This window comes from Staphylococcus sp. NAM3COL9, from assembly GCF_001431205.1.
GTDB lineage: Bacteria > Bacillota > Bacilli > Staphylococcales > Staphylococcaceae > Staphylococcus.
On the sequence record NZ_LGPC01000011.1, the window covers coordinates 720,506 to 746,052 of the forward strand.

The 25,547-nt window shown below is 31.6% G+C and carries 22 protein-coding genes and 9 tRNA genes; 4 read left to right on the forward strand and 27 right to left on the reverse strand.

Annotated features, from left to right (window positions below; genetic code table 11):
• The first annotated feature begins 224 nt into the window (after positions 1-224).
• Positions 225-782 carry a DUF3267 domain-containing protein gene (locus tag ACA31_RS06405; RefSeq protein WP_057512514.1) on the forward strand — a complete coding sequence of 186 codons (558 nt, stop codon included), beginning with the start codon at positions 225-227 and terminating at the stop codon, positions 780-782.
• A 272-nt stretch (positions 783-1,054) separates the two neighbouring features.
• Complete coding sequence (gene prsA / locus ACA31_RS06410) at positions 1,055-2,056, forward strand: peptidylprolyl isomerase PrsA (RefSeq protein WP_057512515.1); 1,002 nt, start codon at positions 1,055-1,057, stop codon at positions 2,054-2,056.
• 192 nt (positions 2,057-2,248) lie between these two features.
• On the opposite strand, the gene yhaM is transcribed toward prsA, so the two are convergent.
• The 6 genes from yhaM to xdrA form a co-directional block, all read right to left on the reverse strand.
• Positions 2,249-3,190, reverse strand: a complete 942-nt coding sequence (yhaM, locus tag ACA31_RS06415; protein ID WP_057512516.1) for a 3'-5' exoribonuclease YhaM — start codon at positions 3,188-3,190, stop codon at positions 2,249-2,251.
• The gene (locus ACA31_RS06420; protein WP_057512517.1) at positions 3,190-6,123 is read right to left on the reverse strand and encodes an ATP-binding protein; all 2,934 of its coding nucleotides are present in this window, start codon (positions 6,121-6,123) and stop codon (positions 3,190-3,192) included. Before ACA31_RS06420 ends, yhaM begins: the two co-directional genes overlap by 1 nt.
• Position 6,124: 1 nt before the next feature.
• On the reverse strand, positions 6,125-7,309 hold the full coding sequence (locus tag ACA31_RS06425) for a metallophosphoesterase family protein (RefSeq protein ID WP_057512518.1): 1,185 nt from the start codon (positions 7,307-7,309) through the stop codon (positions 6,125-6,127).
• Positions 7,310-7,529: 220 nt separating this feature from the next.
• A complete protein-coding gene (locus ACA31_RS06430) occupies positions 7,530-7,874 on the reverse strand; it encodes a YlbF/YmcA family competence regulator (protein ID WP_057512519.1) in 345 nt (114 codons plus the stop codon).
• Positions 7,875-7,942: 68 nt separating this feature from the next.
• On the reverse strand, positions 7,943-9,073 hold the full coding sequence (locus tag ACA31_RS06435; protein WP_057512520.1) for a DUF445 domain-containing protein: 1,131 nt from the start codon (positions 9,071-9,073) through the stop codon (positions 7,943-7,945).
• 307 nt (positions 9,074-9,380) lie between these two features.
• Positions 9,381-9,845 (reverse strand): XRE family transcriptional regulator XdrA, encoded by a 465-nt coding sequence (gene xdrA / locus ACA31_RS06440; protein WP_057512521.1) that lies wholly within the window; start codon positions 9,843-9,845, stop codon positions 9,381-9,383.
• 430 nt (positions 9,846-10,275) lie between these two features.
• Here xdrA and purU point away from each other — a divergent pair, with 430 nt between their 5' ends.
• Positions 10,276-11,127, forward strand: coding sequence for a formyltetrahydrofolate deformylase (purU, locus tag ACA31_RS06445; RefSeq protein WP_057512522.1), 852 nt, complete (start codon positions 10,276-10,278; stop codon positions 11,125-11,127).
• Between the two features lie 544 nt (positions 11,128-11,671).
• Here purU and ACA31_RS06450 read toward each other — a convergent pair.
• From ACA31_RS06450 to ACA31_RS06460, 3 genes are all read right to left on the reverse strand, one after another.
• A complete protein-coding gene (locus ACA31_RS06450) occupies positions 11,672-12,958 on the reverse strand; it encodes a dicarboxylate/amino acid:cation symporter (RefSeq protein WP_057512523.1) in 1,287 nt (428 codons plus the stop codon).
• Positions 12,959-13,078: 120 nt separating this feature from the next.
• The gene (locus ACA31_RS06455) at positions 13,079-13,702 is read right to left on the reverse strand and encodes a response regulator (RefSeq protein WP_057512524.1); all 624 of its coding nucleotides are present in this window, start codon (positions 13,700-13,702) and stop codon (positions 13,079-13,081) included.
• 20 nt (positions 13,703-13,722) lie between these two features.
• The gene (locus ACA31_RS06460; protein ID WP_057512525.1) at positions 13,723-14,832 is read right to left on the reverse strand and encodes a GAF domain-containing sensor histidine kinase; all 1,110 of its coding nucleotides are present in this window, start codon (positions 14,830-14,832) and stop codon (positions 13,723-13,725) included.
• Positions 14,833-15,028: 196 nt separating this feature from the next.
• Between ACA31_RS06460 and ACA31_RS06465 the strand changes: the two genes are divergently transcribed.
• Positions 15,029-15,856 carry an RluA family pseudouridine synthase gene (locus tag ACA31_RS06465; protein ID WP_057512526.1) on the forward strand — a complete coding sequence of 276 codons (828 nt, stop codon included), beginning with the start codon at positions 15,029-15,031 and terminating at the stop codon, positions 15,854-15,856.
• Between the two features lie 69 nt (positions 15,857-15,925).
• Here ACA31_RS06465 and fumC read toward each other — a convergent pair whose 3' ends face one another.
• From fumC to ACA31_RS06540, 18 genes are all read right to left on the reverse strand, one after another.
• Positions 15,926-17,311, reverse strand: coding sequence for a class II fumarate hydratase (fumC, locus tag ACA31_RS06470; RefSeq protein ID WP_057512527.1), 1,386 nt, complete (start codon positions 17,309-17,311; stop codon positions 15,926-15,928).
• Positions 17,312-17,557: 246 nt separating this feature from the next.
• Positions 17,558-17,974, reverse strand: coding sequence for a hypothetical protein (locus ACA31_RS06475; protein WP_057512528.1), 417 nt, complete (start codon positions 17,972-17,974; stop codon positions 17,558-17,560).
• A 207-nt stretch (positions 17,975-18,181) separates the two neighbouring features.
• On the reverse strand, positions 18,182-18,373 hold the full coding sequence (locus ACA31_RS06480; RefSeq protein ID WP_057512529.1) for an SAS053 family DNA gyrase inhibitor: 192 nt from the start codon (positions 18,371-18,373) through the stop codon (positions 18,182-18,184).
• A gap of 23 nt (positions 18,374-18,396) precedes the next feature.
• Entirely contained in the window at positions 18,397-18,996 is a 600-nt protein-coding gene (locus ACA31_RS06485; RefSeq protein WP_057512530.1) for a 6-phosphogluconolactonase, read from the reverse strand.
• Between the two features lie 184 nt (positions 18,997-19,180).
• Positions 19,181-19,651 (reverse strand): tRNA (uridine(34)/cytosine(34)/5-carboxymethylaminomethyluridine(34)-2'-O)-methyltransferase TrmL, encoded by a 471-nt coding sequence (gene trmL / locus ACA31_RS06490; RefSeq protein WP_046466318.1) that lies wholly within the window; start codon positions 19,649-19,651, stop codon positions 19,181-19,183.
• A gap of 1 nt (position 19,652) precedes the next feature.
• A complete protein-coding gene (gene queG / locus ACA31_RS06495) occupies positions 19,653-20,783 on the reverse strand; it encodes a tRNA epoxyqueuosine(34) reductase QueG (RefSeq protein WP_057512531.1) in 1,131 nt (376 codons plus the stop codon).
• Positions 20,784-20,963: 180 nt separating this feature from the next.
• On the reverse strand, positions 20,964-21,686 hold the full coding sequence (locus ACA31_RS06500; protein WP_057512532.1) for an amino acid ABC transporter ATP-binding protein: 723 nt from the start codon (positions 21,684-21,686) through the stop codon (positions 20,964-20,966).
• Complete coding sequence (locus tag ACA31_RS06505; protein ID WP_057512533.1) at positions 21,679-23,142, reverse strand: ABC transporter substrate-binding protein/permease; 1,464 nt, start codon at positions 23,140-23,142, stop codon at positions 21,679-21,681. The genes ACA31_RS06500 and ACA31_RS06505 overlap by 8 nt, the downstream gene beginning before the upstream one ends.
• A gap of 169 nt (positions 23,143-23,311) precedes the next feature.
• Positions 23,312-24,394, reverse strand: coding sequence for a PTS transporter subunit IIC (locus ACA31_RS06510; RefSeq protein ID WP_057512534.1), 1,083 nt, complete (start codon positions 24,392-24,394; stop codon positions 23,312-23,314).
• Between the two features lie 263 nt (positions 24,395-24,657).
• Positions 24,658-24,741, reverse strand: a tRNA-Leu gene (locus ACA31_RS06515).
• Positions 24,742-24,782: 41 nt separating this feature from the next.
• A tRNA-Gly gene (locus ACA31_RS06520) sits at positions 24,783-24,857 on the reverse strand.
• Between the two features lie 18 nt (positions 24,858-24,875).
• Positions 24,876-24,950, reverse strand: a tRNA-Gly gene (locus ACA31_RS13255).
• Positions 24,951-24,968: 18 nt separating this feature from the next.
• A tRNA-Gly gene (locus tag ACA31_RS13260) sits at positions 24,969-25,043 on the reverse strand.
• A gap of 18 nt (positions 25,044-25,061) precedes the next feature.
• Positions 25,062-25,136: transfer RNA gene (locus ACA31_RS13265), tRNA-Gly, on the reverse strand.
• A gap of 7 nt (positions 25,137-25,143) precedes the next feature.
• Positions 25,144-25,217: transfer RNA gene (locus tag ACA31_RS06525), tRNA-Cys, on the reverse strand.
• Positions 25,218-25,225: 8 nt separating this feature from the next.
• A tRNA-Gln gene (locus ACA31_RS06530) sits at positions 25,226-25,297 on the reverse strand.
• An 11-nt stretch (positions 25,298-25,308) separates the two neighbouring features.
• Positions 25,309-25,381: transfer RNA gene (locus ACA31_RS06535), tRNA-His, on the reverse strand.
• 2 nt (positions 25,382-25,383) lie between these two features.
• Positions 25,384-25,457: transfer RNA gene (locus ACA31_RS06540), tRNA-Trp, on the reverse strand.
• Positions 25,458-25,547: the final 90 nt, after the last annotated feature.

The window sequence follows — 25,547 nt, forward strand, 5'->3', positions numbered from 1 at the left end:
TAACATAGCGCTGTAAACCTAAACATTGTCCATAATGAGGTTTACAGCACTTTTTTATATACTGATAAAACGTCATTTAAAAATATTAAAGTGATAATTTATTTCTTCTTTTATATACGCCCTATTTCATATTCAAAATTATCTTGACCTTTTTTCTATTAGGATAGATAATACGAAAGTATATAAGTGCTGTTATTTATTAAGTAGAGGAGCATGATTTAGTAATGTATCTATGTACACGCCAAATTGATATTAATGCACGTTTCGGTTTACCTAGAATCGCATTTCTAAGTTTAGTCACAACGATTATTACATTCTTAATTGCCTATGAGATTTTGTATTTTTTTTCCAATACAAAATTAACGGATCAATATTTTTTAGTATTTTTAGTATTAGTGGTGATTTTATACCCTATTCATAAAGCAATTCATTTAGTATTTTTGTTTCCTTATTATAAATCTTTCAAAAAATATAAATTAGTGCGACATAAATCCGTACCTTTTTATAACACCTATGTAAACTCGCCTGTAAACAAATATTACTTTTGCTTTGATTTAATGACACCTGTAATCATCATTACAAGCACCTGTGCATATGCCAGCATACAGTTTCCACAATTCGGTCATTACTTTATGTTTATTCTTGCATTAAATATGGGTTATTCAGTAATGGATTTTCTTTATTTAAAAATAATACTATTTTCCAATGAAGGTTCATATATAGAAGAACATCAAACTGGAATTAATATTTTAAATAAAGTTGAAACTAAATATGAACAATAATGCAAAATGTCTTCGACATAAAAGTAGCATGCTATGATATTAGATATTGTATAATAACTATCTGATACTTAATAAGTCTTGTGGTCAGGATAGAAATCAAATTTTAAATTTGATTTCTATCCCGCTTTTTTGTTTTTTATTCAAATTAATTTTAATAATCTATTTATATATATTCACTAATACTATAGTCCTAGAAACAGGGTTTCTTATTGGTGCACACAGCATAATATGTTATATTTACGTTGTTATTATTACAAAAGGAGTTTCCAACCATGAAAACATTTAAAAAAGTTATACTTCCGGTTACGGCAAGCGCGTTGTTATTAAGTGCTTGCGGTAGTAGTGCAACAGATTCAAAAGATGATACGATTATTTCATCAAAAGCTGGAGACGTTAAAGTAGAAGATGTCATGAGTAAAATGGGCGATGAACAAATTGCCAACAGTTCATTCTCAATCTTATTAAACAAATTACTAGCAGATAAATATAAAGACGATGTTAATACGAAAGACATTGACAAGGAAGTCGAAAAAGAACAAAAGCAATATGGCGGTAAAGAACAGTTTGAAAGTATGTTAAAACAGCAAAAAATGTCTATAAGTGACTATAAAGAACAGAAGAAAACACAAGCTTATCAAAAAGAATTACTTAATGATAAAGTCGATGTTTCAGATAAAGAAATCAAAGAAAACACTAAAAAAGGTTCTCATATCTTAATTAAAGTAAAAGAAAACAAAGATGATAAAGAAGGTTTATCAGATAAAGATGCAAAAGCAAAAGCAGAAAAAATCAAAAAACAAGTCGATAAAGATCCAAAAAAATTCGGTGAAATCGCAAAAGAAAAATCAGAAGATAAATCATCAGCTAAAAAAGACGGTAGCTTGGGCTATGTAATGAAAGGCCAAATGGAAGATAAATTTGAAAAAGCCCTCTTTAAACTTAAAGAAGGCGAGATTTCTAAAGTAGTGAAAACAGATTATGGTTATCACATTATTAAAGCAGACAAAGCAAACGACTTTGATAAAGAAAAAGATAAACTTAAATCTCAATTATTACAATCTAAAGTGCAAAAAGAGCCTAAATTATTAACAGATTCATACAAAGAATTATTAGATGAATATAATGTAGACTATAAAGATAGAGATATTAAAAAAGCTATTGAAGATTCAATTTTAGACCCAGAAAAAATAAAACAACAACAACAACAACAACAACAGCAGCAACAACAACAAGCTATGCAACAAGGTGGAGCTGGAATGTCTACAGGACAATAAAAGCCAGCACAGTGTCACTGAGGTAGCTAGCAAAATAAAAAAAGGCTGATAGATTCCAAAAGAGATTCTATCAGCCTTTTTTTTATATAATAGAAAACATCAAGCTAGCACAAAACTAATGGCTTGATGTATTTAATTTAAGGATAAGATATTGACGCTCCAAACTACCCTCTTATATAAGCAATGACGTGATTAGTCTAGTGACGTCGGATTATAAAACTGTCTGCCATCTAGTCCAAAAATACGTTCAGTAAATTGACCTTTATCTGTTTTCTTATATGCTTTTTCAAACATATTCATTTTAGCATCGATATTATCAATAAAGAATAATATTTCTGCTTCTTTCATATGTGGTAACTTAGGTGAACCATATTCCATCTTTCCATGATGTGCTAAAATCATATGGCGCAATAAAAGTACTTCTTCCCCGTCAAGATTCAACTCTCTTGCCGCTTCTGCAACTTCATCACTCGCTATGGAGATGTGACCAAGTAAATTACCTTCTACTGTGTACGACGTAGCAACTGGTCCACTTAATTCTCTTACTTTACCTAAATCATGTAAGATAATTGAGCTATATAATAGACTACGGTTTAGTAACGGATAAATATCGCATATAGATTTAGCAACACGCAACATTGTTAATACATGATAACTTAAACCACTAGAAAAGTTATGGTGGTGTGTACTTGCAGCTGGGAATGTGAAAAATGCTTCCTGATGCTTACGTATCAAATGACGAGTAATGCGTTGTAAAGTAGCATTTTCAATATCTAGCATATAATGTGAAACTTCTTCTTGAATTTCATCTGGTGTTAATGGTGCACCATCAACAAAATCTTGTGTTTTCATATTATCTTCAGGTTTAGCTAACTGTATTTTATTAATTTTCATCTGCTTTCTACCACGATAATTGATAACATCACCAGTAACATGGACGATTTGTTCAGGCTCTAATATTTTCATATCTTCTTTAGAAACCGTCCATAATTTAGATTCTATATCCCCACTTTTATCTTGCAAATGTAGTGTCATATAATCTTTGCCTTGAGCTGTCACACCTTGTATTGCTTTATGAATTAAAAAAAAGTGATCTACAGCATCTCCAGGCTTTAAATTTTCTACGTTTCTCATTATTTACCGCCTTCCTCGAATTTATTCAAAGTAATGATTTGTTTTGAAGGCACACTTGTATCTTTCACACATGTAAAGAATAAAATTTGATAGTCTTTTGGCATTTGTCTTAAATAATTCATCATAATCTCTTTGCGTTGCTTATCAAAATGTACAAATGCATCATCAATGATAATTGGAAATGGATAGTATGGTTTTAACGTTTTGATTAAGCTCAAACGTAGTGAAATATAAAGTATTTCTTTAGTAGACTGACTAAGTTCTACTGGTTCATACATTTGACCATTTTGTTGTTTTACCATTAATTCATCGTTAGCATAAGTCACTTGTACGTAATGACCATTTGTCAAATGCGTAAATATATCAGTTGCTTCGTTTATCACTTCTGGTAAACGTTTATCTTTAATTTGTGTAATATGGCCTTCTACTAAAGATTGTAAGTAACTCAAACTTGCCCAATCTTTTGCTTCATCATTTACTTTATTTTTAAGAATATGGAATCTATGTCTTAAATCAGCTAATGTCTTGTCTGTTTCCATATCAGTTATTTTTGCGTTCAAGTCACTAACTTCTGACTGCATTGCTAAATATTGATCATTATATTCATCTACTTGTCGTGCTAAAACTTCATCTTCATGCGTTAATTGCGCATAAGTCTTTTCACTTAACCTTGAGCTTAGATCATAATTATAATTTTGATTCTCTAGGTATTTCGATAAATCATTAAATCTCGTCATTTGTTGTTGATAATTTTTATATTGTACATGATGTCGGTAATAAGTTTCTTCATCAGAAGCATTAACGTATCCAAACAACTGTGTAATCACATTATTATTTTCGTTTAATCGACTGCGTAGTTGTGATACTTCACTCTCAATTAATTTGATTTGTTCATCGTTTCTATTCCATTTTTCAAGATTACTTGTTTCTTCTTTGAGCCATTGTCTAATGTCATGGAATAGTGATAATTCATTGAAATACGTAAATTGGTTATTGGTTATTTCTTTCGCATGCGCATAAAATGCTTCTACTGATTCACGCAATTGTCGAGCTTGTTCTTTAAGTTCATCAATATGTTTATCATGATCTTTAATCTTATTCATTGTGCCAATACTATCAATAATCAGTTCATCTGACATTTTATCAGATAAATGTAAATCTGTTTTAACTTTATGAATATTGTCTTGTGCTTCTTTGTATTGTTTTTGAGCTTGGTCTAAACTCGTTGCTAAATATTCGGCCTTTTTATCAAGTGCTTCTTTTGTCTTAACTGTACTATACAACTGTTCTCGCACTCGGTACTGATCATCCAAATCAAAGTCAAGATCATAATTATCTTCTAAATGCGTAATTTGTCGTTGCAAATCATCTATTTCATTTGAGAAAGTTTCACTATGACCTATTTCCTTAGATTTTACAAAGAAAACGCCTATGATAAATATGACTGACAATATCGCAAATACAACACCAAAGAGTATGTTCGCAGATACAAACGAGAAAATGGTTAATCCTATACTTATTACTGCTAATATAATTAAGCTTATGCGTAATAGATTTTGTTTTTTCTCATTTTCTCGTTGATCTTTATCAAAAGCCTCTTTCATTTTTTGGTAAAGGTTATTCTTTTCTTGAAGCTCAAATACTTGTTTATTATATTGTTTTTTCTTTTCAAAATTTTCTTCAGGTACAATATCTGCTTCTAAAGCATTTATTTCCGTAGCATTGGTCTCTTGATCAATTTTATTCTCTTCGATATTACGTTCAAGTTGTTGTACAAATGCAGTTTGTTCTTGTTTGTTTTTAATTTGATTACTCACAAAGCTTTTCATTGCTTCTGAACTGTCAGCTTGATGATGAACATCATGCCAACCAATATTAGACTTCAGACCTGTCTTTTCGCGTTCTTTATCTTGAATGTCTTTTTCAATAGCTTTAAGTTCGTATTCTTTTTGTTTAATTTCATTCTCTTGTTGGTGTAAATGATTGAAAGCATCTATATCACTTTGTTGTGGAACATTAATTTTTTCGTTTTCTGATTTAAGATGTGCTAATTTTTCTTCTCTCAAGCCCAAATCTCTTTTAAGGTTTTGCGTCTGAATTTTTGCAGATTCATAGCGATCAATACCTTGTTCTGGGAAAAGTATCGGCTCAATATTAAGTTGAGATTCTAACGTTTTCCACTCTTGTGTTTGTTCATGCAAAGTGAGTTCTTTTTGTTTTTCATTATGCATTTTAGATAATTGTGATAGGTTTTGCTTTATATTATCTAACCTACGTTCTGATTTATCTTTATCATCCACAAGTCTTTTATAAGTAGTTAACTTCGATTCTTCTGCTCTAATTTGACCCTCTAAGTCTTTTAACTGTTCTAATTGCTGATTAATAATTGGATTACGTCCATTTTTCTTATATAAAATTTCTTTTTTCTCATTTAAAATGCCACGCATGCTAGTAAACTCTGTAGAACCTAATGCACCCGCTTGTAATAAATAATTTTGTAATTGTGTCTCATCCATATTTTTATGAATATCTTGTAGCCCAAGTACATCAAAAGAAAAAATACCCTGGTATGTACGTTTAGAAATAAAATTCAATTCTTTTTTCAACCAATTTTCATCTTTAATCGTGCCATTAGGTAAATAAACCTTCACATCGCCTACTGCACTACCTTTTATACGCTCTATATCAACTCGTGTACCATCATCTTGAATTAAAGTTAATTTACCACCATATTGATTACCTAATCGTGGTTCTAAACGTGGTTCATTTTCTTTCTTTGTCGGAAAACCAAATAGAATGGAGTGAATAAAAGCTTGTATCGTAGACTTTCCAGTTTCGTTTTCACCATATATTTCAGTGAAAGTCTCATCAAATTCGATTGTTCTTTGTATAAATCTGCCATAACCATATATTTCTAACGATTTAATTTTCATATTATTCCTCCCTCATATCTGACTTTAACAATCCTTCGGCATGTTCTATTAAACCACGTCGATCAAAATCGTTATAATTTTCTAGATATTTAGAAGCTTTTGGATTTAAATACAAATCGCTCATAGCTTTATCATACACAGTGTTGTCATCAATTAATTCTGGTGAAAACTCTTTTACTAATGTATTTTGATCTTCATATTTATTATTGATTGTTAAATTTTCAATAAATACAAAGTTATGTTCATTTTCTTCATAATCACTAATCATTTCATGAACTTGTAAGCTGTCTTGTTCAGGTATCAATTGATCTGAATTAACAATAACTTTTAATTGATAAATCGATTTACCATTTTTTCTCACTTGAGTTTTAAAAGTTTGAATTGCTTCAAAAAGACCTTGCTTAGAAGTTTTATCTGTTTCAAGCGTTGCTTTTTCAAAACGAATAAATTGTGTAGATACGAATTTAGCCTCGAGATTTAGATCGTCGCCTTCTACTAGTAAACAGCCTTTTTCGCCTAATTCTTTAAAATGTCGACCTTGTATATTACCTGGATAGTGAATTTGAGGCATATCACTTAATTGTTGACGTTCATGAATATGGCCTAGTGCCCAATAATGATACAACTTATTGTTTAAATCTTCTAATCTAAATTCTGTATAACGGTCTTTTGCACTAGATTTACTATATGTGCCATGAAGTATGCCAATATGGATTCCCTTTTGTCCTTGGCTTGATGGATAAGCATCTAATTTATTTTCATAACTAGCATCATTTTGATAACTGAAACCATGAAGATAGATTTCTTCTCCATTTTTAGTAATTGTTTGATAAGTTTCAACATTTTCTGAGAACACTGAAACGTTATCTGGCCATTCTGTACCAATATTCGATGATAAAGGATCATGATTACCATGACAAATATATACGAATATTTGTTCTTTAGATAAGCGCTCAAATTGCTCTTTCAAAAACACTTCTGCACGTAATGTCCGGTTCTGTTGGTCAAATAAATCACCAGAAACAACCATAAAATCTATTTCTTCATTCAATGCTAAATCCACTATTTTTTTAAAGCTTTCGTACGCACTTTTTTGCATATCTTCAAAAATCGACTGACTTAAATAGCTTCTTGACTTAAATGGGCTATCTAAATGTAAGTCAGCACAATGAATAAATTTCACCATACAGTACAGTTCTCCTTTATCTAAAGGTTTATTTAAGATGATACATGTAAGACAATCTATAAATGAATTGATTGTTCATTTAAATTTTAAGATATGTGCATGCTAATACCTTGTATCTCTACATTTTACCACATTGTCTAAGATTCAGTCGATAAAACAAAAAAAGCTACAATACATAAAATGTATTGTAGCTAGAAATCAAAAATCTGATTAATTGATATTAGTCAGCGTAGATTTCATCTAAAGGTTTGACAATGATTTGGTTGATTTCTTGGAATATTTGGCTCATATTTTGTTCAGCAGCCATTAATTCTGAAATATTTGAATCATTTTCGATTTTTTGAGCTTGTTCTTGTGCTTTTTGTAGCTCTTCTTCACCGATTTCTTCACCTTGCGTTTGTTTTTGTTGGAATTCTAATTGAGTTTCACGGAATTCGTCAAATAATTCTTTTGACTCTTTATTTTCTTTAACATTTGCATAAGCTTTTTGAATAGCTTGGTATTCATCACTTTCTCTTAAAGCTTGTTCTAATTGATTTGCATGATCGTGTAAATTTACTGCCACTATACTTCACTCCTTTTATATATATATGTGAAAACCACATCGGTATTACAATAACACAATTTAATATGTTATACAAAAATTGCAATTACACCCTGCAATAGCCCTATTATGCCCCCTAATAAAAAACCTAAAAGCATAATTAATTTCAGTTCTTTATTTGCGACATCAATAATTAATCTTTCTATATAAGCTAAATCAAATGTATTAATTTGCTCTTCAATCATTTGTCTTAAATTAATCTTTCTCATGATTGGAGATATATGTTTTGATATATTCTCAATAATAACATCTGTTAGTTTTTGAGAAACTTTGCTTTCTAAGAAATGAATAAAGCTTGGCATCAAAGTATTAAACGATTGTGTTGATACTTTATCTACATCTAAATAACCAATAGCTAACTCAGTTACAGAAGTTTTAAATGACTTGTACTGACTTTCACTAACAAGTTCATTTAAATTTTTAGATTTCATAGTCTCATATTCATTATCAATGACCTGTTTTGCAATTTCCTTAGCTTTAGGATGTTTAGTTAAACGAATAAGTTCATGTTGTATTCGATCAGCAATACTTTCTTTAGTCATGAACATTTGTAATAAGCCGACTATTTTACCTTTTTCGTTGAAGAAAGTCTCCAACATAGATGCAATGTCAGCTGCACCTTTTTCTGAACTGAGGTACACGCTTGCTCTTTCAAACAATAAATCAGGAACTAAATCTATCTTACTATCAATGCTAGCCTCTATCTCTTCAGGAATAATGTGTTTGATAGATCTAGTTTGATTATCTTGGTAGAACGCATCTAATTTATTTGAAATCACTAAGTCTAATTTTTCATTTGCTAACTGCGCAACATCTAAATCTAACTTATCAGCGAAATATTGCAATGTCATGTGCTCTTGTTTTAATTTTTGAATTTGTTTAAGTAATACTTCTTCAATTGCTTGTCTTGAAGATGGTGCATTTAATTTTGATTGGATTAAACTTTCTGTTAATAAGTGTTCTTCAACAACTTGACCAATCTTATCAGCGACTTCTTTTCTACGTTTTGGTATTAATCCAGGTGTAAAGGGCACACGTTTATTAAAAATGTAATAGGTTTTAAATGGATGAAATAGCATTCTAACTGCTAAAATATTTGTTACTCCACCTATCAATGCTCCAATCACCATCATAAATACAATTATTAAAAAAGTATGCATAGATGATTTCTCCTTTAAATTCTATGATTTATTTCTGTTTTATTGAAAGACTATTTTAAATTACACTCATTTTTACATTGTACAATACTTACTATAAAAATGTGTAGTAAAAATACCTTGTTTTTCATATTTAATTACTCTTTTTATCTTAAATATTACAAGTAACTAAAACAACCAAATAAAAAAAGACCTAAATCTTTGTTTAGGTCAAGTAGAGTAAAGTGACTAAATCATTCATATACAATTTAAAGTCCCATGTCACCCAATTATATAAATAATGATTCTCCTATCACAAAATGAATTAATTTTATACGTGCATTAATTCTTCTTTTGATATTCTGCCGAAGTATGTTTCAGCTTCTCTTAATTTAGACGTTCCAAATATTGGTTGCGTTTCGTTATTAAGCACACGATAGACATCACTCACTTTATTACTTTGTAAGATGAAACCATTGCGGCTATCAATAGTATTCCAGTATATGTCACTTGTTGTAGAATGGTTAGGGTATGCACAATGATTACGAGAAATCGTTTGTACCATTTCTAAAGGGTCACAACCAAAAGTACTATTTAAAACATCTGAATCTCTGAATAATGCACAAATTGATACACACGTAGTCCAGTTAGGTAATACTCTCTCTTTTTCTATTTGAACTAATGTCTTTTTTGAAAGACCAATAGTTTGGGCCATCGTATCTTGCGTATAACCTGCTTCAATACGTACCATTTTAAATTTTGTTTGAATTAAATCTGTGAAATGCTGTCTATCCATTACTTTAATCTACCTTTCATAAAAGAATATTTTATCCGGACACAAGAAATTGCAATAATACACGCTTCTTGAAACACAAATTACATCTTAATACAATTTTCAAGAAAATAAAAGAGTGAAATGAAATTTTCATTGTTTTTTATCATTGGCGCAATTATCAAAATAATCAATCTTATATCTTATAAATAAGTTACAAATAAAAAATATCTTAATTGTAAGCGTATTATTTTTGTGAAAAGTGTTATTTTCTCAAATTACTTATTACTCTTTTAAGATAAAAACACTATTAATCATTATAGCCTACTTTACCTTTTTACGCATAGAAAAAGATTGAAAATTTTTAAAGTAATTAAATTAAGCTATAATCGTTTACTTTTTTCTGAATTTTCATTATACTCTGAGTTACTTTTCAAAATTAGAGGTGCTTAAAATGGAAGATAAATACATATTACTAGCAACATGTTCAGACAAAGTTGGAATTACATCATTAATCACAAATATCATTTCACAATATGATTCTAATATTTTACATTTAGATCATTTTACTGAATACGATCATGCACAAGATGCCGATGGAAAATTATATTTAAGATTTGAATTTAATAAAGTACCTTTAGTAAAAGAAGCTTTAGACAAAACACTAAGTGAAAATGGTATTGAATTTAACTTATTCGATAATAGTCATAAAACTAAAATTGCCTTATTTGTTTCAAAAGAAGATCATGCTTTTAATGAAGTTTTACTGAGAGTGAAACGTGGAGAAATACCTGCGGAAATTGTTTGTGTTGTCAGTAATCACGAAAATAATAGACACTTTGCAGAAACGTTTAATATTCCTTTTTATTATGTACCTAGCAACGATGCTAAAGATTTAGTTGAAAAAAACATTTTAGATATTTGTGCTAAACACGAAATTGAACTCATCGTATTGGCAAAATATATGCAAATTCTAAGTGACGATTTCGTGAGCCAATATCCAAATCAAATCATAAATATCCATCATTCCTTCTTACCTTCATTTATTGGAGCAAACCCTTATAAACAAGCTTGGGAACGTGGAGTGAAACTTGTCGGAGCTACGAGTCACTATGTAACATCTGACTTAGATGAAGGTCCTATCATTGACCAAGATGTGACGCGTATTAATCATCGTTATAATGTTCAAGACTTAAGAAAAATTGGTCGTCATGTTGAATCAAGTGTTTTAGCACAAGCCGTTGAATATCATGTACAACACAAAGTAATTGTTACAAAAGGAAATAAAACAATCGTATTTAATTAATAGTAAAAACAGCGTGTACTACTCGCTGTTATCATATTCTCATATATCTTTTTTTAATAATAAATATCAATACCTTCTATTATAAATATGATTTTCAAAAGCGAGATAGCACCTAGAATCTTTAGGCATTATCTCGTTTTTTATTTACCTTCTCACTATTGAGTGAAGCAATTATATCTTTTTAAATTCAACACTATCCAAATGAATACCTTTAATTTTAATAGTATCTGTTCTATAACAGTTAATCGAGTGGTCATCTCTGTAATAATATTACTCACTGATTTTCAAATTTTCCACTGTTAATATTTCAATCTTAATTTGAGTTTTGTACTATCCTGAACATTACCAGATGTCACGTATTTAGCGATGATAAATCTATTTCTATCTACGTAAGCATGTATGAAGCTATTAGCAAATATTAGAAATTAAGTTTTGTACTATCCTCTAAACTAGTAGCTATATATATTTATAAATTGGCATTCAAAAAAGCCTTCCATTCAAATAATCGAATGGAAGGCTTTTTTATTAAAATATCATTAATGCTTTATGCTTGAGCTTTTTTAGCAGCATCTTTTCTGTCTGCTGCGTTTGAAATAATTAATGCACAAGCTGCGTCACCAGTAATATTTACGGAAGTTCTTGTCATATCTAACAATCTATCTATACCTAAAATAATACCAATTGCTGCTGGATCTAGTCCCACTGCATTTAATACCATTGCTAGCATAATTAAACCAACACCCGGCACACCTGCAGTTCCAATTGATGCTACAACTGCAATCACTACTACAGTAATAAGTTGTCCAACTGATAGGTCCACGCCTGAAATTTGAGCAATAAAAATAGTTGCTACCCCTTGCATAATTGCTGTACCATCCATATTAATTGTCGCACCTAAAGGTTGAACAAAGGAGGCAATTTCAGGTCTCACACCCATTTTCTTCGTACATCTTAGTGAAACTGGTAACGTTGCTGTTGAACTAGAAGCACTAAATCCAAGCGAAATCGCTGGGATAAAATCTTTAAAGAATTGTAATGGACTTGTTTTTCCCATGAATTTAACTGCTGAACCGTAAACCACGAAGAAATGAATTGCGAGTGCTAACAGTACGATAAAGAAGTACATACCTAATTGTTTAATTGCACCAAAACCAGCCCCTGTAAAAGCATGTGCAACTAAACCAAACGTACCAATTGGTGCAAAGACACTCATAATCATTGTCACGATATACATGAGTACCTCGTTGGTTTGTTCAAAAAACTTATGTACCATTTGTGCTTTGGAACCGACCATAATAATACCGACCCCAATAAAAATAGCGAATGTAATGATTTGAAGCATATTTTCATCAGTCATTGATTGTAATGGATTCTTTGGAAATAAATTAATTAAAGTTTGATCAAACGATTGACCGGCTGCAGCGCTTTGTGAGCCCTCTTCTTTATCTAAAGTTTTTTGATAACTAGAAACGTCGTCGCTTTTTAATAAATCTGATTTACCTTCCCCTGGATTAAATATTAATGCCAAAGCTATACCAATTGTAATTGCTAAAGCCGTAGTTGTTAAAAAGAATGTAATTGTTTTCAAACCTATACCACCGAGCAGTTTCGGGTCCCCAACCCCAACTACACCTAATACGATTGACACAAAAACTACTGGCACTACTAACATAAATATTAAATTCAAGAAAATTTGTCCAATAACATTAAACACGTATTTATCAACATTAATAACGAATCCAGACTGTGCAAACATATTAAAAATTGAACCAATGGTAATACCTAATATTAATGCTATGACAATCTTCATTGAAAGGTTTTTAGTTTTCATTGCATTATCCCCCTATTGTTTATTACTCTGTATTATATAGTAATATAATATAATTAAAAGCAAAATTTGAAAATAATGACAAAAAAATGAATACGCTTCCAATACTGTGACTTCGCTATATTAAATGAGTTTGTTTTGCATCGCATATATCGCTGCTTGTGTGCGATCAGTTACTTGAAGTTTGTTAAAAATATGGCTTACGTGTGTTTTTATAGTTTTCTCAGAAACAAATAATGTTTCTGCAATTTCTTTATTTGTTTTACCTTTAGCCATCTCTGCCAATACTTCAGATTCACGCTTTGATAATTTATTAGTAAAGTGCGGCTTTTTATTCACCGCTTCTATGACACTTTGCGCTTGAGGGTGTATCATTTTCTCACCTGAAAGTACTTTCTTAATTGTTTTTATTAATTGATCAGGCTCAACGTCTTTCATCTCGTATCCGTCTGCACCCTTATTAATAGCAGAAATTACATGCTCATCGTCTACATAACTTGTAAGTACTAATATTTTCACTTCTGGATATGTTTTTTTCATTATTTCTGTAATTTCAATACCATTCATTTCAGGCATAACTAAATCTAATAATACAATATCAGGTAATTCATTTGTTTCTAAATATTCAAAGAAAGATTTACCGTCTGAAAATCCTCCTATTACATCTATATCGTCAACAGTAGATAGTAGGAATTCTAATCCTTGTCTTACGATATGATGATCATCCACGAGTATAATTCGATGCATGCTAAACTTCCTTTCAAAAACTATAATGGAACTGCTATATGAATTGTAGTGCCTTTATTTTGAGTTGAATCTATTTCTAATTTACCATTAATCATTTTTGTACGCTGTCTCATATTACTTAAACCATGAGAATCTGGGGGATTGGATTTATTAATATTAAATCCCTTGCCATGATCTACGATATTAATAGTTAAAAAACTATCTTTTTGAACTAGCGATAAATTTATTTCTGTGGTACCACCATGTTTTTTCGTATTATTCATTGCTTCTTGTATCATACGGTAAATATTTTCTTCAATTATACTTGGTAGATTAATCAGACCATCTACTTTAACAGTTAATTCAAGTTGTAAAAGCTTGCTGTATTTTTTTAGAGCGTTAACTAAACCTTGTTCTAGTCCGACTGGCTTTAACTGCCAAATCAAGGCACGCATCTCGTTAACTGCTTGTTGGCTTGTTTGTTCTATTACTTGAAAAGCTTTGCGTGATACTTCTTCATTAGTGATTCCTTCAGCTGCATGGGCTGTTAATTTCACAGAAAAGAGCATTTGATTCACTGAATCATGTAAGTCTCTTGCTAAGCGATTTCGTTCACTTATACGAGCTGCTTCTTTTTCTTGATCCGTTAGCCATATACGTTTAATTGCAGAGCCAATTTGAAACGCTACAGACTCTAGCATTTCCAAATCTTCTTCACTATAATGCGTTGTATGTGGTGTAGCAACGTTTAATAATCCGAATTGTTCATCTCCTGATCTAAGCGGTACAGTTGCATGATGCGTGACACCATCAGTTTCATCATGATATGCACGGTTTGCAAGGTTGATACGCGAACAATTAATGATATTAGATGCTTTGGTCAGTTTCTTGTTTTGATAGGCTTGAACACACCAACACGTGCCTTCACACATATATTTACAGTTTTGTTTAGCTAATGCGCCTGGTAGATCTATATGAGATACAAGTTCATGTTGACCTGAATCATCGATAAAGAAAATCCAGCCTGTTGTAAATTCACTTCCTTGAATTAAAGACTTCAATGCACCTTGCATCATACTATATGTTTCTGTTTCCACATTTAAAAATTCTGCAATTTCTTTTAATAAAGCAAGTCTAGTCGGTTTTTCCATTTAACCAGTCCATTCTTTTATACAATATTACTTTACATACATTATACAGCCTCACAAACTAATTGAAAAATACAGTTATTATTTACCTTTAAAATGATTTAAATAACAATAAAATAAATTTCATAGAATTACTATGTCTAATATTTTTAACACGTTGTTTATGGTATGATTATATATGATAATCAAGGAGGATACTATGAAATTTGAAATCCCTATTAAATATAATCAATTAACATTGAGAGAAATTTTTCAACAATTGCACTTACCTAAAAAAGACTTACATAACTTAAATATGTCTAAGTCAATTACAATTAACGATGAACCTGCAACTTTAATGTCTAAAGTAAACACTGGTGATGTAGCTTATATTCCTACACCAGAAGAAGTGAGCAATTATTTACCAAGTTATCGCTATGCTCAAATTTATTACGAAGATGATGACATCGCTGTTGTGATGAAGCCAAAAGGCGTTAAAACACACCCGAATGATTTAAAAGAAAGTAATACATTAATGAATCATGTTATCTATACAGTCAAAAGTGATTACGTTGAGCCAATACATCGCTTAGACCAAGAAACGGTTGGTTTATTGATTGTTGCTAAAAATCCATTAATGAAGAAAATTTTAGACCGTATGCTAGAAGAAAATGAAATAGACCGTGTTTATAAAGCAAATGTGCACAGTTTATTACCTATCAAACCACAAACGATTGATATGCCAATAGGCAAAGATAAATTCCACTCTAACAAACGTAGAGTGTCACCTACCGGACAAACTGCAATTACACATATCATTAATTCTAAAATGATTAAGGAAGATGTAAGTGAAGTAGATTTGAAATTAGATACCGGTAGAACCCACCAAATTCGCGTTCACTTAGCTGAAATTGGTCATCCAGTAATTGGTGATCCATTATATGGTAATTCAACATTAAGACAGCTTCAATTAAATAGTTATAAAATTGAATTTATTCATCCACTTACTCAAAAAACGATTTCAGTAAGTATGGACGATGAAATATAAATCATATGAATTGGATACAAAAAAGCCAACGCGTTCTATTTGAGAACCGTTGGCTTTTTAATATTATATTTATTTTGGTTCAACCATATCTTCAGGTTTAATCCATTGATCGAATTGTTCTTCAGTCAAATGACCTGATTGTACCGCAGATTCTTTTAATGTAAGTCCTTCACGATGTGCTTTTTTAGCAATACTTGCAGCATTTTCATATCCAATATGTGGATTTAAAGCAGTCACTAGCATTAATGATTGATTTAAATAATTATCTATATTTTCAGGAATTGGCTCAATACCAACTGCACAATTATCATTAAATGTTTGCATGCCATCTGCTAATAAATAGATAGATTGTAATGTATTATGCAAGATGACAGGTTTATACACATTAAGCTCAAAATTACCTTGAGAACTTCCGATACCTACTGCAGTATCGTTACCCATAACTTGAACTGCTACCATTGTTAACATTTCACATTGTGTAGGGTTTACTTTTCCTGGCATGATAGATGAACCAGGTTCATTTTCAGGAATAGATAATTCAGCAAGCCCTGCACGTGGGCCTGATGCTAGCCATCTTATATCATTAGCAATTTTCATTAAGTCAGTTGCTAATGCTTTTAAAGTACCATGTAATTGAACCACTTCATCGTGTGCAGTTAAAGCATGGAATTTATTCTCAGATGATACAAATGCATAACCTGTATTTTCTGAAATGAATTTAGCTACTTTATCGCCAAATTCAGGATGCGCATTAATACCTGTACCTACAGCTGTACCGCCAATCGCTAAATTTAAAATGTGTGCTTTTGATTCACCTAACAACGTTTCACATTTATCAAGCATGAAACGCCATCCGCTAATTTCTTGTCCTAAACGAATAGGCGTTGCATCTTGTAAGTGCGTACGTCCAATTTTTATAATATCGCTAAATTGTTCTTCTTTTTCTTTAAAAGTATCACGTAACGCTTTTAAAGCTGGTTCAAGTTTTGTTTCTACTTCATTATATAATGCAACATGCATTGCTGTTGGGAATGTGTCATTTGAACTTTGTGATTTATTAACGTCATCATTAGGGTGAATCGTTTCATCACTGCCTTGTGATTTTAAATATTCATTAGCTACATAGCTCACAACTTCGTTTACATTCATATTACTCTGTGTGCCACTACCTGTTTGCCAAACCACTAATGGGAAATGTTCATCTAGCTCTTTATTAATGACACGGTCACAAGCATAAATAATAGCATTTTTTTTAGCATCTGATAGTTTTCCTAATTCATTGTTAGCTAAAGCTGCTCCTCTTTTTAACTGAGCAAATCCGTAAACAACTTCAATTGGCATTTGTTCTTTACCTACTGGAAAGTTACGTTTACTTCTTTCTGTTTGAGCACCCCAATATTTTTCTGCAGGTACTTCAATTTCACCGAATGTATCATGTTCAATTCTAACTGACATTTCATATTCTCCCCTTCACTATTCGTTATTCAGCTTTAGTATAGCATTAATTATTTTAAAGGGGCAATCGTATTATAGAGCGTTTACATATTATTTTATTTTAAACTGAATTTATGAGTTATTATTTTACCTTATTAACTAGAACCCTTCACTTTTTCATAAAAAATACCGTCAAAAATCAATGAGATTTTACGGCATTTTTATTAACTATCTTATTTTTTATAAATCATCCAACAGCTATGAAGTTTAGCTTTCTTTAGTAATGTTTATTTTGTTGAATTGTACTTTTGCTGCTTGTATTACGCCTACTGCCGTTAATATAAGTAGAATCGCACCGATAACCATAGTAACAGGACTAATCATAACTAATGTACCTAAGAATCCAGTTAAACCACTATAAAAATCTCCTAATGGTTTAAACAACAATACACTTATTACAATACAACATATCACACTTATAATAATTCCAGTTTGATTACCTTTAACGAACGTTGAAGCATTAACTTGATCAACAAGTCCACGAGATAAATTTATCTGTAATTTTATAACTTTAAACAACACGGGTAAGTAGAGTGCACCAATCGCCATAGGAAAACCTTTAATAGAAATTAAATTAACAATGACAGCACTAATCATAATGTATTTCCAATACTTACTTAACATATGTATAAGTCTCCTTAAATCCCATAATGATTTAATAATAACACATTCACTTTTAACTTGGCATTTCTTTTTAAATTAAAAATAATTTATCGTATTATTGATAATCGAAACGGTTTGATTTTCATTTTCTCTAAACTTCCATTTCTAAATTTCGACGTAAAAAACAGCACTTTGTGAATAGAGATTCCACAAAGTGCTGTTTTAAAACTAATTTTTTAAATCTGAACGGACTTCTGAGTCATGAGATTTATTTAACTTATCCTCATCATTTTCCTCAGAAATTTGTTCCATTTCCTTACCAAGTTCTACTACATCCTCGTAGTCACTGACCATTTCATTTTCAGGCTCAGGTTCAGATAAATCATTTTGTAAATGTTTATTATTCTTTTCATTTGCCATACCTATCACCCCACATTTATATATTAAGCAAAACGTGCTGTGAAATAATGTCTTACATCTTCAGGTAATCCTTCTGCTGCCGCTTCATCTAATACCACATTTACCATACGATGTGCTTTTAAATCTGAAGGTTCGAAGTTTGTTTTACCATTTTCTTCATATAATTTGTGCACAATTTCTTTTTTGTCAGCGCCTGTGATGATTAAAATAACTTCACGTGCTGAAAATAGACCTTGTTTCACGTTTACGTTCAATTTACCATTAGTATCAATTGACAGTACTTGTGTAATCAATTTACCTTTATTTTCTTTTGTTTTAATTTTATCACCAATAAATGATTCAGTGTCTTCATTAAATGAAACACTATAAATTTGACCTTCAGGTACACCTAAAGCTTCAAAATAAGATTTATTATCATCATAATCTAAAATATTAATTTGACTAAAGTCTACAGGATGATTATCTACGTTTTTCTTTAATTCATCTAATACTGGTGAATTATCATTAGAAAGGTGTACGCCTGCAATTGTTGTCGGATTGTTGTTAAATTGTTTTCTTAAGATATCTGCAGTATATTCAGCTACATTTTTTTCATTTTCTAAAACTTTAAAGTTCATTGCCATAGTAATTACACTCCTCTTTTTTATTAAGACGCGTTCTAGCATTATTTTTATTAATACCCTTGATGTAATGGAGGTAAACCACAACATTACTCATGTACCAATTTGATTAATTAAATGCTAAATTATAAGACTTATCTCTATTATACAAATCTATCACATTATTTTCATTCATTTAGCGCATTTATTAATGTAATTCTGGAAAACTTTGTTGTCTTAATGCTTCGTAAATAAGCAATGAAGCTGTATTAGATAAGTTTAATGATCTAATATTATCATTCATAGGGATACGTAACGCCGTTTCTTGATATGTTTCTTTCACCCAGTCAGGTAATCCTGTCGTTTCACGTCCAAAAATAAAGAAGTGATCATGAGTAGTATCAGTAAAATCAAAATCTGAATATGTTTTCTTCCCAAATTTAGTTAATAAATAATAAGTACCTTCTGTTGCTTCAAAAAAGTCTTCAATACTTTCATGATAAGTGATATTAACAGTTTCCCAATAATCTAATCCGGCACGTTTTAGCATCTTATCATCTGTACTGAAACCAAGTGGCTTAATTAAGTGTAAATGTGTATATGTGCCTGCACATGTTCTTGCAATACTGCCTGTATTACCTGGTATCTGTGGTTGAAATAGTACTATGTGATTTGTCATTCTATTTTTCGCTCCTCCTTTCAAGTCCTTTTAACATTTCAATTTGAACCTCTTCTAGTTCATTTTCAAAATGTTGGTCAATAAATGGTCTAGCAGCCTCGCCTTGAATTTGTCCTATTGCCCAATATGCTGTAGCTCTAATCATAGGTCTCGGATCATCTAATGCAACATCTTGTAATTCTGGTATTGCTGTTTCTTCTTTAAAATGTGCCAAAGCAATAATTGCATTACGTTGAATAGGTTTCTTACCTCTCCATGCACCTGCTAAATGACCGTAAGTATTTTTAAATTCTTTATTGCTCATTTTTAATAAAGGCACTAGTCTTGGTTTTAAAATTTCGGGTTCTAATTCTATATCGTCATGTTGTGTATTAATCCCTTTATTTTTAGGACACACTTGTTGACATGTATCACATCCATAAAGGCGATTACCAATTTTATAACGATATTCATCTTCTAGATAGCCCTTCGTCTGAGTTAAAAAACTGATACATTTCTGACTATTTAACTGTCCGTCACCAACGAGTGCTCCTGTTGGACAGCGATCGACACAAATCGTACAATCGCCACAGCTATCGATTAACGGGTCATCAGGTGCAAAAGGTATGCTAACTAGCATTTCTCCTAAATACGTCCATGTACCAAGGTCAGGATTGATGACAAAGCCATTTCTTCCAACAAACCCAAGTCCTGCGCGTTCTGCTACAGCGCGATCAGATAATGCGCCAGTATCTACCATAGATTTAATTTCAACGTCTTCTACTCTAGATTCTAAATATTCACCTAATTTGTCTAATCGTTTCCTCATAATACTATGATAATCTTGCCCCCAAGAAGCTCTGGCAAACATTCCTCTTCTGTCTCCCCGGATACTTTTAGGCGCACCTTTTAATTTATTTGGATAGCCAACTCCTATTGCTATAATAGATCTCGCTGTTGGCAAGTTTAATTTCGGTTCTGTTCTTAACTCTATATCAGATTCTTCAAAACCAGATGCATACCCTTTTGCATGATAGTCCACTAATTTCTGCTTCATTTCATCGAAAGGATCAGCCGTCGTAAAACCAATACTATCAATTCCAATTGAATGGGCATAGTCTATAACATCTTGTTTTAATTGGTTTAAATCCATTTTCTTACACCCCACCTTAAAAACATACATTCTACAGTTTAACACATTCATATGGCTTTGAAGTATTAGCTATATTACTTTTATTATAATTTAAATATAAAAAAACAAAAGACCAAATCGATAGCATAAAATTGATTTTAAACAATCCTATTTTACCAACTTGCTCTTAGTATTTAATAATTATAAAACTCTTGATAAAAAGTTTTTCGTTCTTTCATTTTGATGGTGGTCAAAGACTTCTTCCGGTGTCCCAGACTCCACAATGACACCATCAGCCATAAATACTACTTTATCACTTACATCTCTAGCAAAGTGCATTTCATGGGTTACAACTACCATTGTCATTCCCTCTTTAGCTAGATCTTTCATAACTTTCAATACGTCTCCTACAACCTCTGGATCTAAAGCTGATGTAGGTTCATCAAATAATAGAACTTCAGGGTTCATTGCTAATGCTCTAGCAATTGCCACTCTTTGTTTTTGACCTCCAGATAATTGTGCTGGATATGCATCAGATTTATCTTCTAGACCTACTTTTTCTAGCAATAACTGTGCCTCTTTTTTTAAGTCACTTTGATTCCCTTTTTTTAATAAACTAGGAGCTAAAATGACATTATCTATTACTTTTTTATGCGGAAATAAATTAAAATTTTGAAATACCATCCCCATTTGTTGACGCAATTTTTCTAACTCTGTATCTTTACTCGTTAAATTATTGTCTTTAAATATAACTTCACCATTTGTTGGTGTCTCTAATAGATTCATACAACGCAGTAATGTACTTTTCCCACTACCTGAAGGACCTATGATAGCAACAACTTCGCCTTGGTTCACAGTAAAATTAATGCCTTTTAAAACTTCATTTTCATCAAATGACTTGTATAAGTTTTTAATATTAATCACTAACTTTCAATCTCCCTTCAAAGAAATACATAACTCTAGATAACGTAAATGTGAGAATAAAATATAGTATTGCTGCAATGATTAATGGGGTAAATGGATCAAATGATGCACCTTGAACAACTTGTGCATTAAACATAATCTCACTAACACCGATTACAGATACTATAGAAGATTCTTTAATAACTGTAACAAACTCGTTACCTAAGGCAGGTAAAATATTTTTAATAGCTTGTGGTAATATGACTGATTTCATAGTTTGACCATAAGATAATCCTAAACTACGTGCAGCTTCAGTTTGTCCTTTATCTACCGCATTTATGCCGGCTCTAATAATTTCAGCAATATATGCAGAACAGTTAATTACAAGCGCGATCATACCACAAATTAATGCGGAAATATTCAAACCTAATACTGCAGTTGTACCGAAATAAACTAAAAATACTTGAACAAGCAATGGTGTGCCTCTTAAGAATTCAATATAGGCTGAAGCTAACCATCTTAAAACTCTAACTTTACTTAGTTTTAATAACGCAATAAATGCACCAAACACTGCACCTAGTACTACACCCACAACTGAAATTAGTATCGTATTTTGAATACCTTTTATAAAGAAGTTTCCATATTTAGTAAAGAAATTTCCATCATCCTTTTTCATCGCTTCTGCTGCTGATGATTTATAATCTGCTAGCAACCCTTTATCTTCAACATCTTTAATAGTAGCATTAAGTCTTTCCATCAATTCAGGGGAATTTTTAGGTACTGCAATTGCTGTTTGCTTCGTACCTTCATTAAATTTCACATCATCTGCAAATGCTAAATCTTCATTTTGTTTCAAGTAAGCTTCTGCAACTGGTCCTTCAATCACCATACCGTTCACTTTACCACTCTTCAATGACATGATTACTTCAGGTACTCTCGTTAAAGATTGTATCTGTGCATTTTCAATTTCAGTTTTAGCAATCTTTTCTTGTTGTGTTTGTTTTTGCACACCAATTTTTTGATTAGCAAAATCATCTATATTTTGAAATCTGTCTGCTTCAGACTTTTTAACAATCATTTTTTGTTCAACTGTCATATATGGATTTGAGAAATCAACTTCCTTTTCACGTTCAGGTGTTGGTGTCATTCCAGAAATTATTAAATCGATTTTCCCAGTTTTAATTGCTCCTAACAAACTATCAAATTGCATATTAACAATTTTTAACTTTACATCATTATTCTTTGCAATTTTCTTTGCCAAATCTATATCAATACCGGCATATTCAGATTTACCATTCACATTATGTTCAAATTCATAAGGTGCATAATCTGCCGATAAACCTACTCTCAATTCTCCACGTTCTTTAATTTTATCCCATTGATCATTTTCTGCTGCATGAGCATTTGGATTTATATATGTAATTATGGCGCTAATTAATATAATAAAGGCCATAAATAGTTTCATACTGTGTTTCATCTTGTTTATCCCCTCTCTATATAATTAATTATTATACATAATAACGTAATATTATTCAATAACTTTTTATATAAAAGCTATGTATGAAAGATTTTTTTAATTAAAATTACAATTTATGCATTATCTATGTATAAAAAAAGAGACCTAATAACTATTAAGTCTCCCTAGCTTACTGTTTAGGAATTTCAAAACTGTATATGTCATCAGTATATTTACTAATGAATTTTTTACATAATTCATGAACAAAAAATGCTGCAACAAAAGGAATAATGAAATAACCAAAAATTAATAATATGATATTCATTGTTGGATCTCCAGACATACGGTTAAAGGCATTAATTGGACCTACAAGTCCTGTATAACCAAAACCAGCTGACATCGGTGTACCTTCAATACCAATAAAGTAAGCAATCAAACCGCCTATAATACCATTAATTGTTAAAGGTATCGCAATGATTAAATGTCTGAAATAGACAGGTATCATCATCTTAGCAGCACCAATAATTAATACCAGATTCACACCAGCACCATTAACTCTGATTGATCCAAATAAGAATGTAACACAAGCTGCAACAATACCCATATTAGCTGCACCACTTCCAAGTCCTGATAGACTAATTGCTGTTGCAATAGCTACAACCGATATTGGCGTTACCATCAGCAATGAATATGTCACACATATTAACACTGACATTAATAATGGATTGAGTTCAGTAAATGAGTGCACTATGTGGCCTAAACCTTTTGTAACATTAGACACATAACCTAATGTATATAGACCAATAATTCCACTTACTACGGGAATAATAACTGGTAACAAGATCATTTCTAATGAACCTAATTTATTTTGCAATATTAAGTATAAAAAACAAGCAATAATTATAACTAAAATAGTATTAATAATATCGCCAATACCATTTAGCATAAATCCATCAGGAGTAATTTTAACAGCTCCACTACCCAACATAGCAGAAACACCTATCATCGTAGCACCTGCACCATTAAATTTAAATTGATGAGCAGCTAATACACCTATAATAAAAGCCATAAATGATTGAATTAAAACTACTAATTGGTATGTTGTTTCTAATAACTCATTGCCTTCTTTAAAAAACTTTAATAGTTCACCTAATAGTGCATTAGGTATTAACGCAATAACTACCCCTGCACCGACAGCCTGTAAGATATTACCAAAAAATTGCTTTCCTTTTGGTTTATTTATTTTAGTTTCGGTTGTTTTAGTTTTAACCATTGAATTTTCCTCCAAATATAACATTAGACTAATAATATTATATTTTAGCTAAAACTACAATATTCACTTTGATTATATTAATATTGTATACATGGTTTTATAAAGTGTATTTTATTAATCGAGTAAAATAGTACATTATTAATAAGTAATAGATATAAACACTGAGTATAATGAAAATCATTGACTCATAATTAATTTCGAACATAAAAAAGCAACCTCATAATATGAGGTTGCTTAACATGTACAACTAAGTACGTTATATATACCGGCGGTCGGGATCGAACCGACACTCCAATAATGGAACGGGATTTTGAGTCCCGCGCGTCTGCCAATTCCGCCACGCCGGCTCAATTTAATAAATAAAAAACTCCCAATGTGGAAGTATCAATGGAGCGGAAGATAGGACTTACACCTACACCTCATTCCGGGAAGGAACGTGTTCTAAAAGTTGAACTACTCCCGCATGCAAATATATTAATTATGGAGCGGAAGATAGGACTTACACCTATACCTCATTCCGGGAAGGAACGTGTTCTAAAAGTTAAACTACCCCCGCATGGGATATAAATAAATATGGAGCGGAAGATAGGATTTACACCTATACCTCGTTCCGGGAAGGAACTTATTCTAAGAGTTGAACTACTCCCGCATGCAAATATATTAATTATGGAGCGGAAGATAGGACTTACACCTATACCTCGTTCCGGGAAGGAACGTGTTCTAAGAATTGAACTACTCCCGCATATTGATGGAGGCGGCAACCGGATTTGAACCGGTGATAGAGGTTTTGCAGACCTCTGCCTTACCACTTGGCTATGCCGCCAATAAAAACTGGGCTAGCTGGATTCGAACCAACGAGTGACGGAGTCAAAGTCCGTTGCCTTACCGCTTGGCTATAGCCCAAAAATACAAAGGGCGGATGGTGGGGATCGAACCCACGCGTGTCGGAACCACAATCCGATGTGTTAACCACTTCACCACAACCGCCATGGCAGGGGCAGTAGGAATCGAACCCACATCAAAGGTTTTGGAGACCTGTATTCTACCGTTGAAATATGCCCCTATTAAATTAAAGTTATATGGTGGAGGGGGGCAGATTCGAACTGCCGAACCCGAAGGAGCGGATTTACAGTCCGCCGCGTTTAGCCACTTC

Coding starts and splice junctions, on each gene's coding strand:
- ACA31_RS06405 (WP_057512514.1), top strand. CDS start 225: ATGTATCTATGTACACGCCAAATTGATATTAATGCACGTTTCGGTTTA.
- prsA (WP_057512515.1), top strand. CDS start 1,055: ATGAAAACATTTAAAAAAGTTATACTTCCGGTTACGGCAAGCGCGTTG.
- yhaM (WP_057512516.1), bottom strand. CDS start 3,190: ATGAGAAACGTAGAAAATTTAAAGCCTGGAGATGCTGTAGATCACTTT.
- ACA31_RS06420 (WP_057512517.1), bottom strand. CDS start 6,123: ATGAAAATTAAATCGTTAGAAATATATGGTTATGGCAGATTTATACAA.
- ACA31_RS06425 (WP_057512518.1), bottom strand. CDS start 7,309: ATGGTGAAATTTATTCATTGTGCTGACTTACATTTAGATAGCCCATTT.
- ACA31_RS06435 (WP_057512520.1), bottom strand. CDS start 9,073: ATGCATACTTTTTTAATAATTGTATTTATGATGGTGATTGGAGCATTG.
- xdrA (WP_057512521.1), bottom strand. CDS start 9,845: ATGGATAGACAGCATTTCACAGATTTAATTCAAACAAAATTTAAAATG.
- purU (WP_057512522.1), top strand. CDS start 10,276: ATGGAAGATAAATACATATTACTAGCAACATGTTCAGACAAAGTTGGA.
- ACA31_RS06450 (WP_057512523.1), bottom strand. CDS start 12,958: ATGAAAACTAAAAACCTTTCAATGAAGATTGTCATAGCATTAATATTA.
- ACA31_RS06455 (WP_057512524.1), bottom strand. CDS start 13,702: ATGCATCGAATTATACTCGTGGATGATCATCATATCGTAAGACAAGGA.
- ACA31_RS06460 (WP_057512525.1), bottom strand. CDS start 14,832: ATGGAAAAACCGACTAGACTTGCTTTATTAAAAGAAATTGCAGAATTT.
- ACA31_RS06465 (WP_057512526.1), top strand. CDS start 15,029: ATGAAATTTGAAATCCCTATTAAATATAATCAATTAACATTGAGAGAA.
- fumC (WP_057512527.1), bottom strand. CDS start 17,311: ATGTCAGTTAGAATTGAACATGATACATTCGGTGAAATTGAAGTACCT.
- ACA31_RS06475 (WP_057512528.1), bottom strand. CDS start 17,974: ATGTTAAGTAAGTATTGGAAATACATTATGATTAGTGCTGTCATTGTT.
- ACA31_RS06480 (WP_057512529.1), bottom strand. CDS start 18,373: ATGGCAAATGAAAAGAATAATAAACATTTACAAAATGATTTATCTGAA.
- ACA31_RS06485 (WP_057512530.1), bottom strand. CDS start 18,996: ATGGCAATGAACTTTAAAGTTTTAGAAAATGAAAAAAATGTAGCTGAA.
- trmL (WP_046466318.1), bottom strand. CDS start 19,651: ATGACAAATCACATAGTACTATTTCAACCACAGATACCAGGTAATACA.
- queG (WP_057512531.1), bottom strand. CDS start 20,783: ATGGATTTAAACCAATTAAAACAAGATGTTATAGACTATGCCCATTCA.
- ACA31_RS06505 (WP_057512533.1), bottom strand. CDS start 23,142: ATGAAACACAGTATGAAACTATTTATGGCCTTTATTATATTAATTAGC.
- ACA31_RS06510 (WP_057512534.1), bottom strand. CDS start 24,394: ATGGTTAAAACTAAAACAACCGAAACTAAAATAAATAAACCAAAAGGA.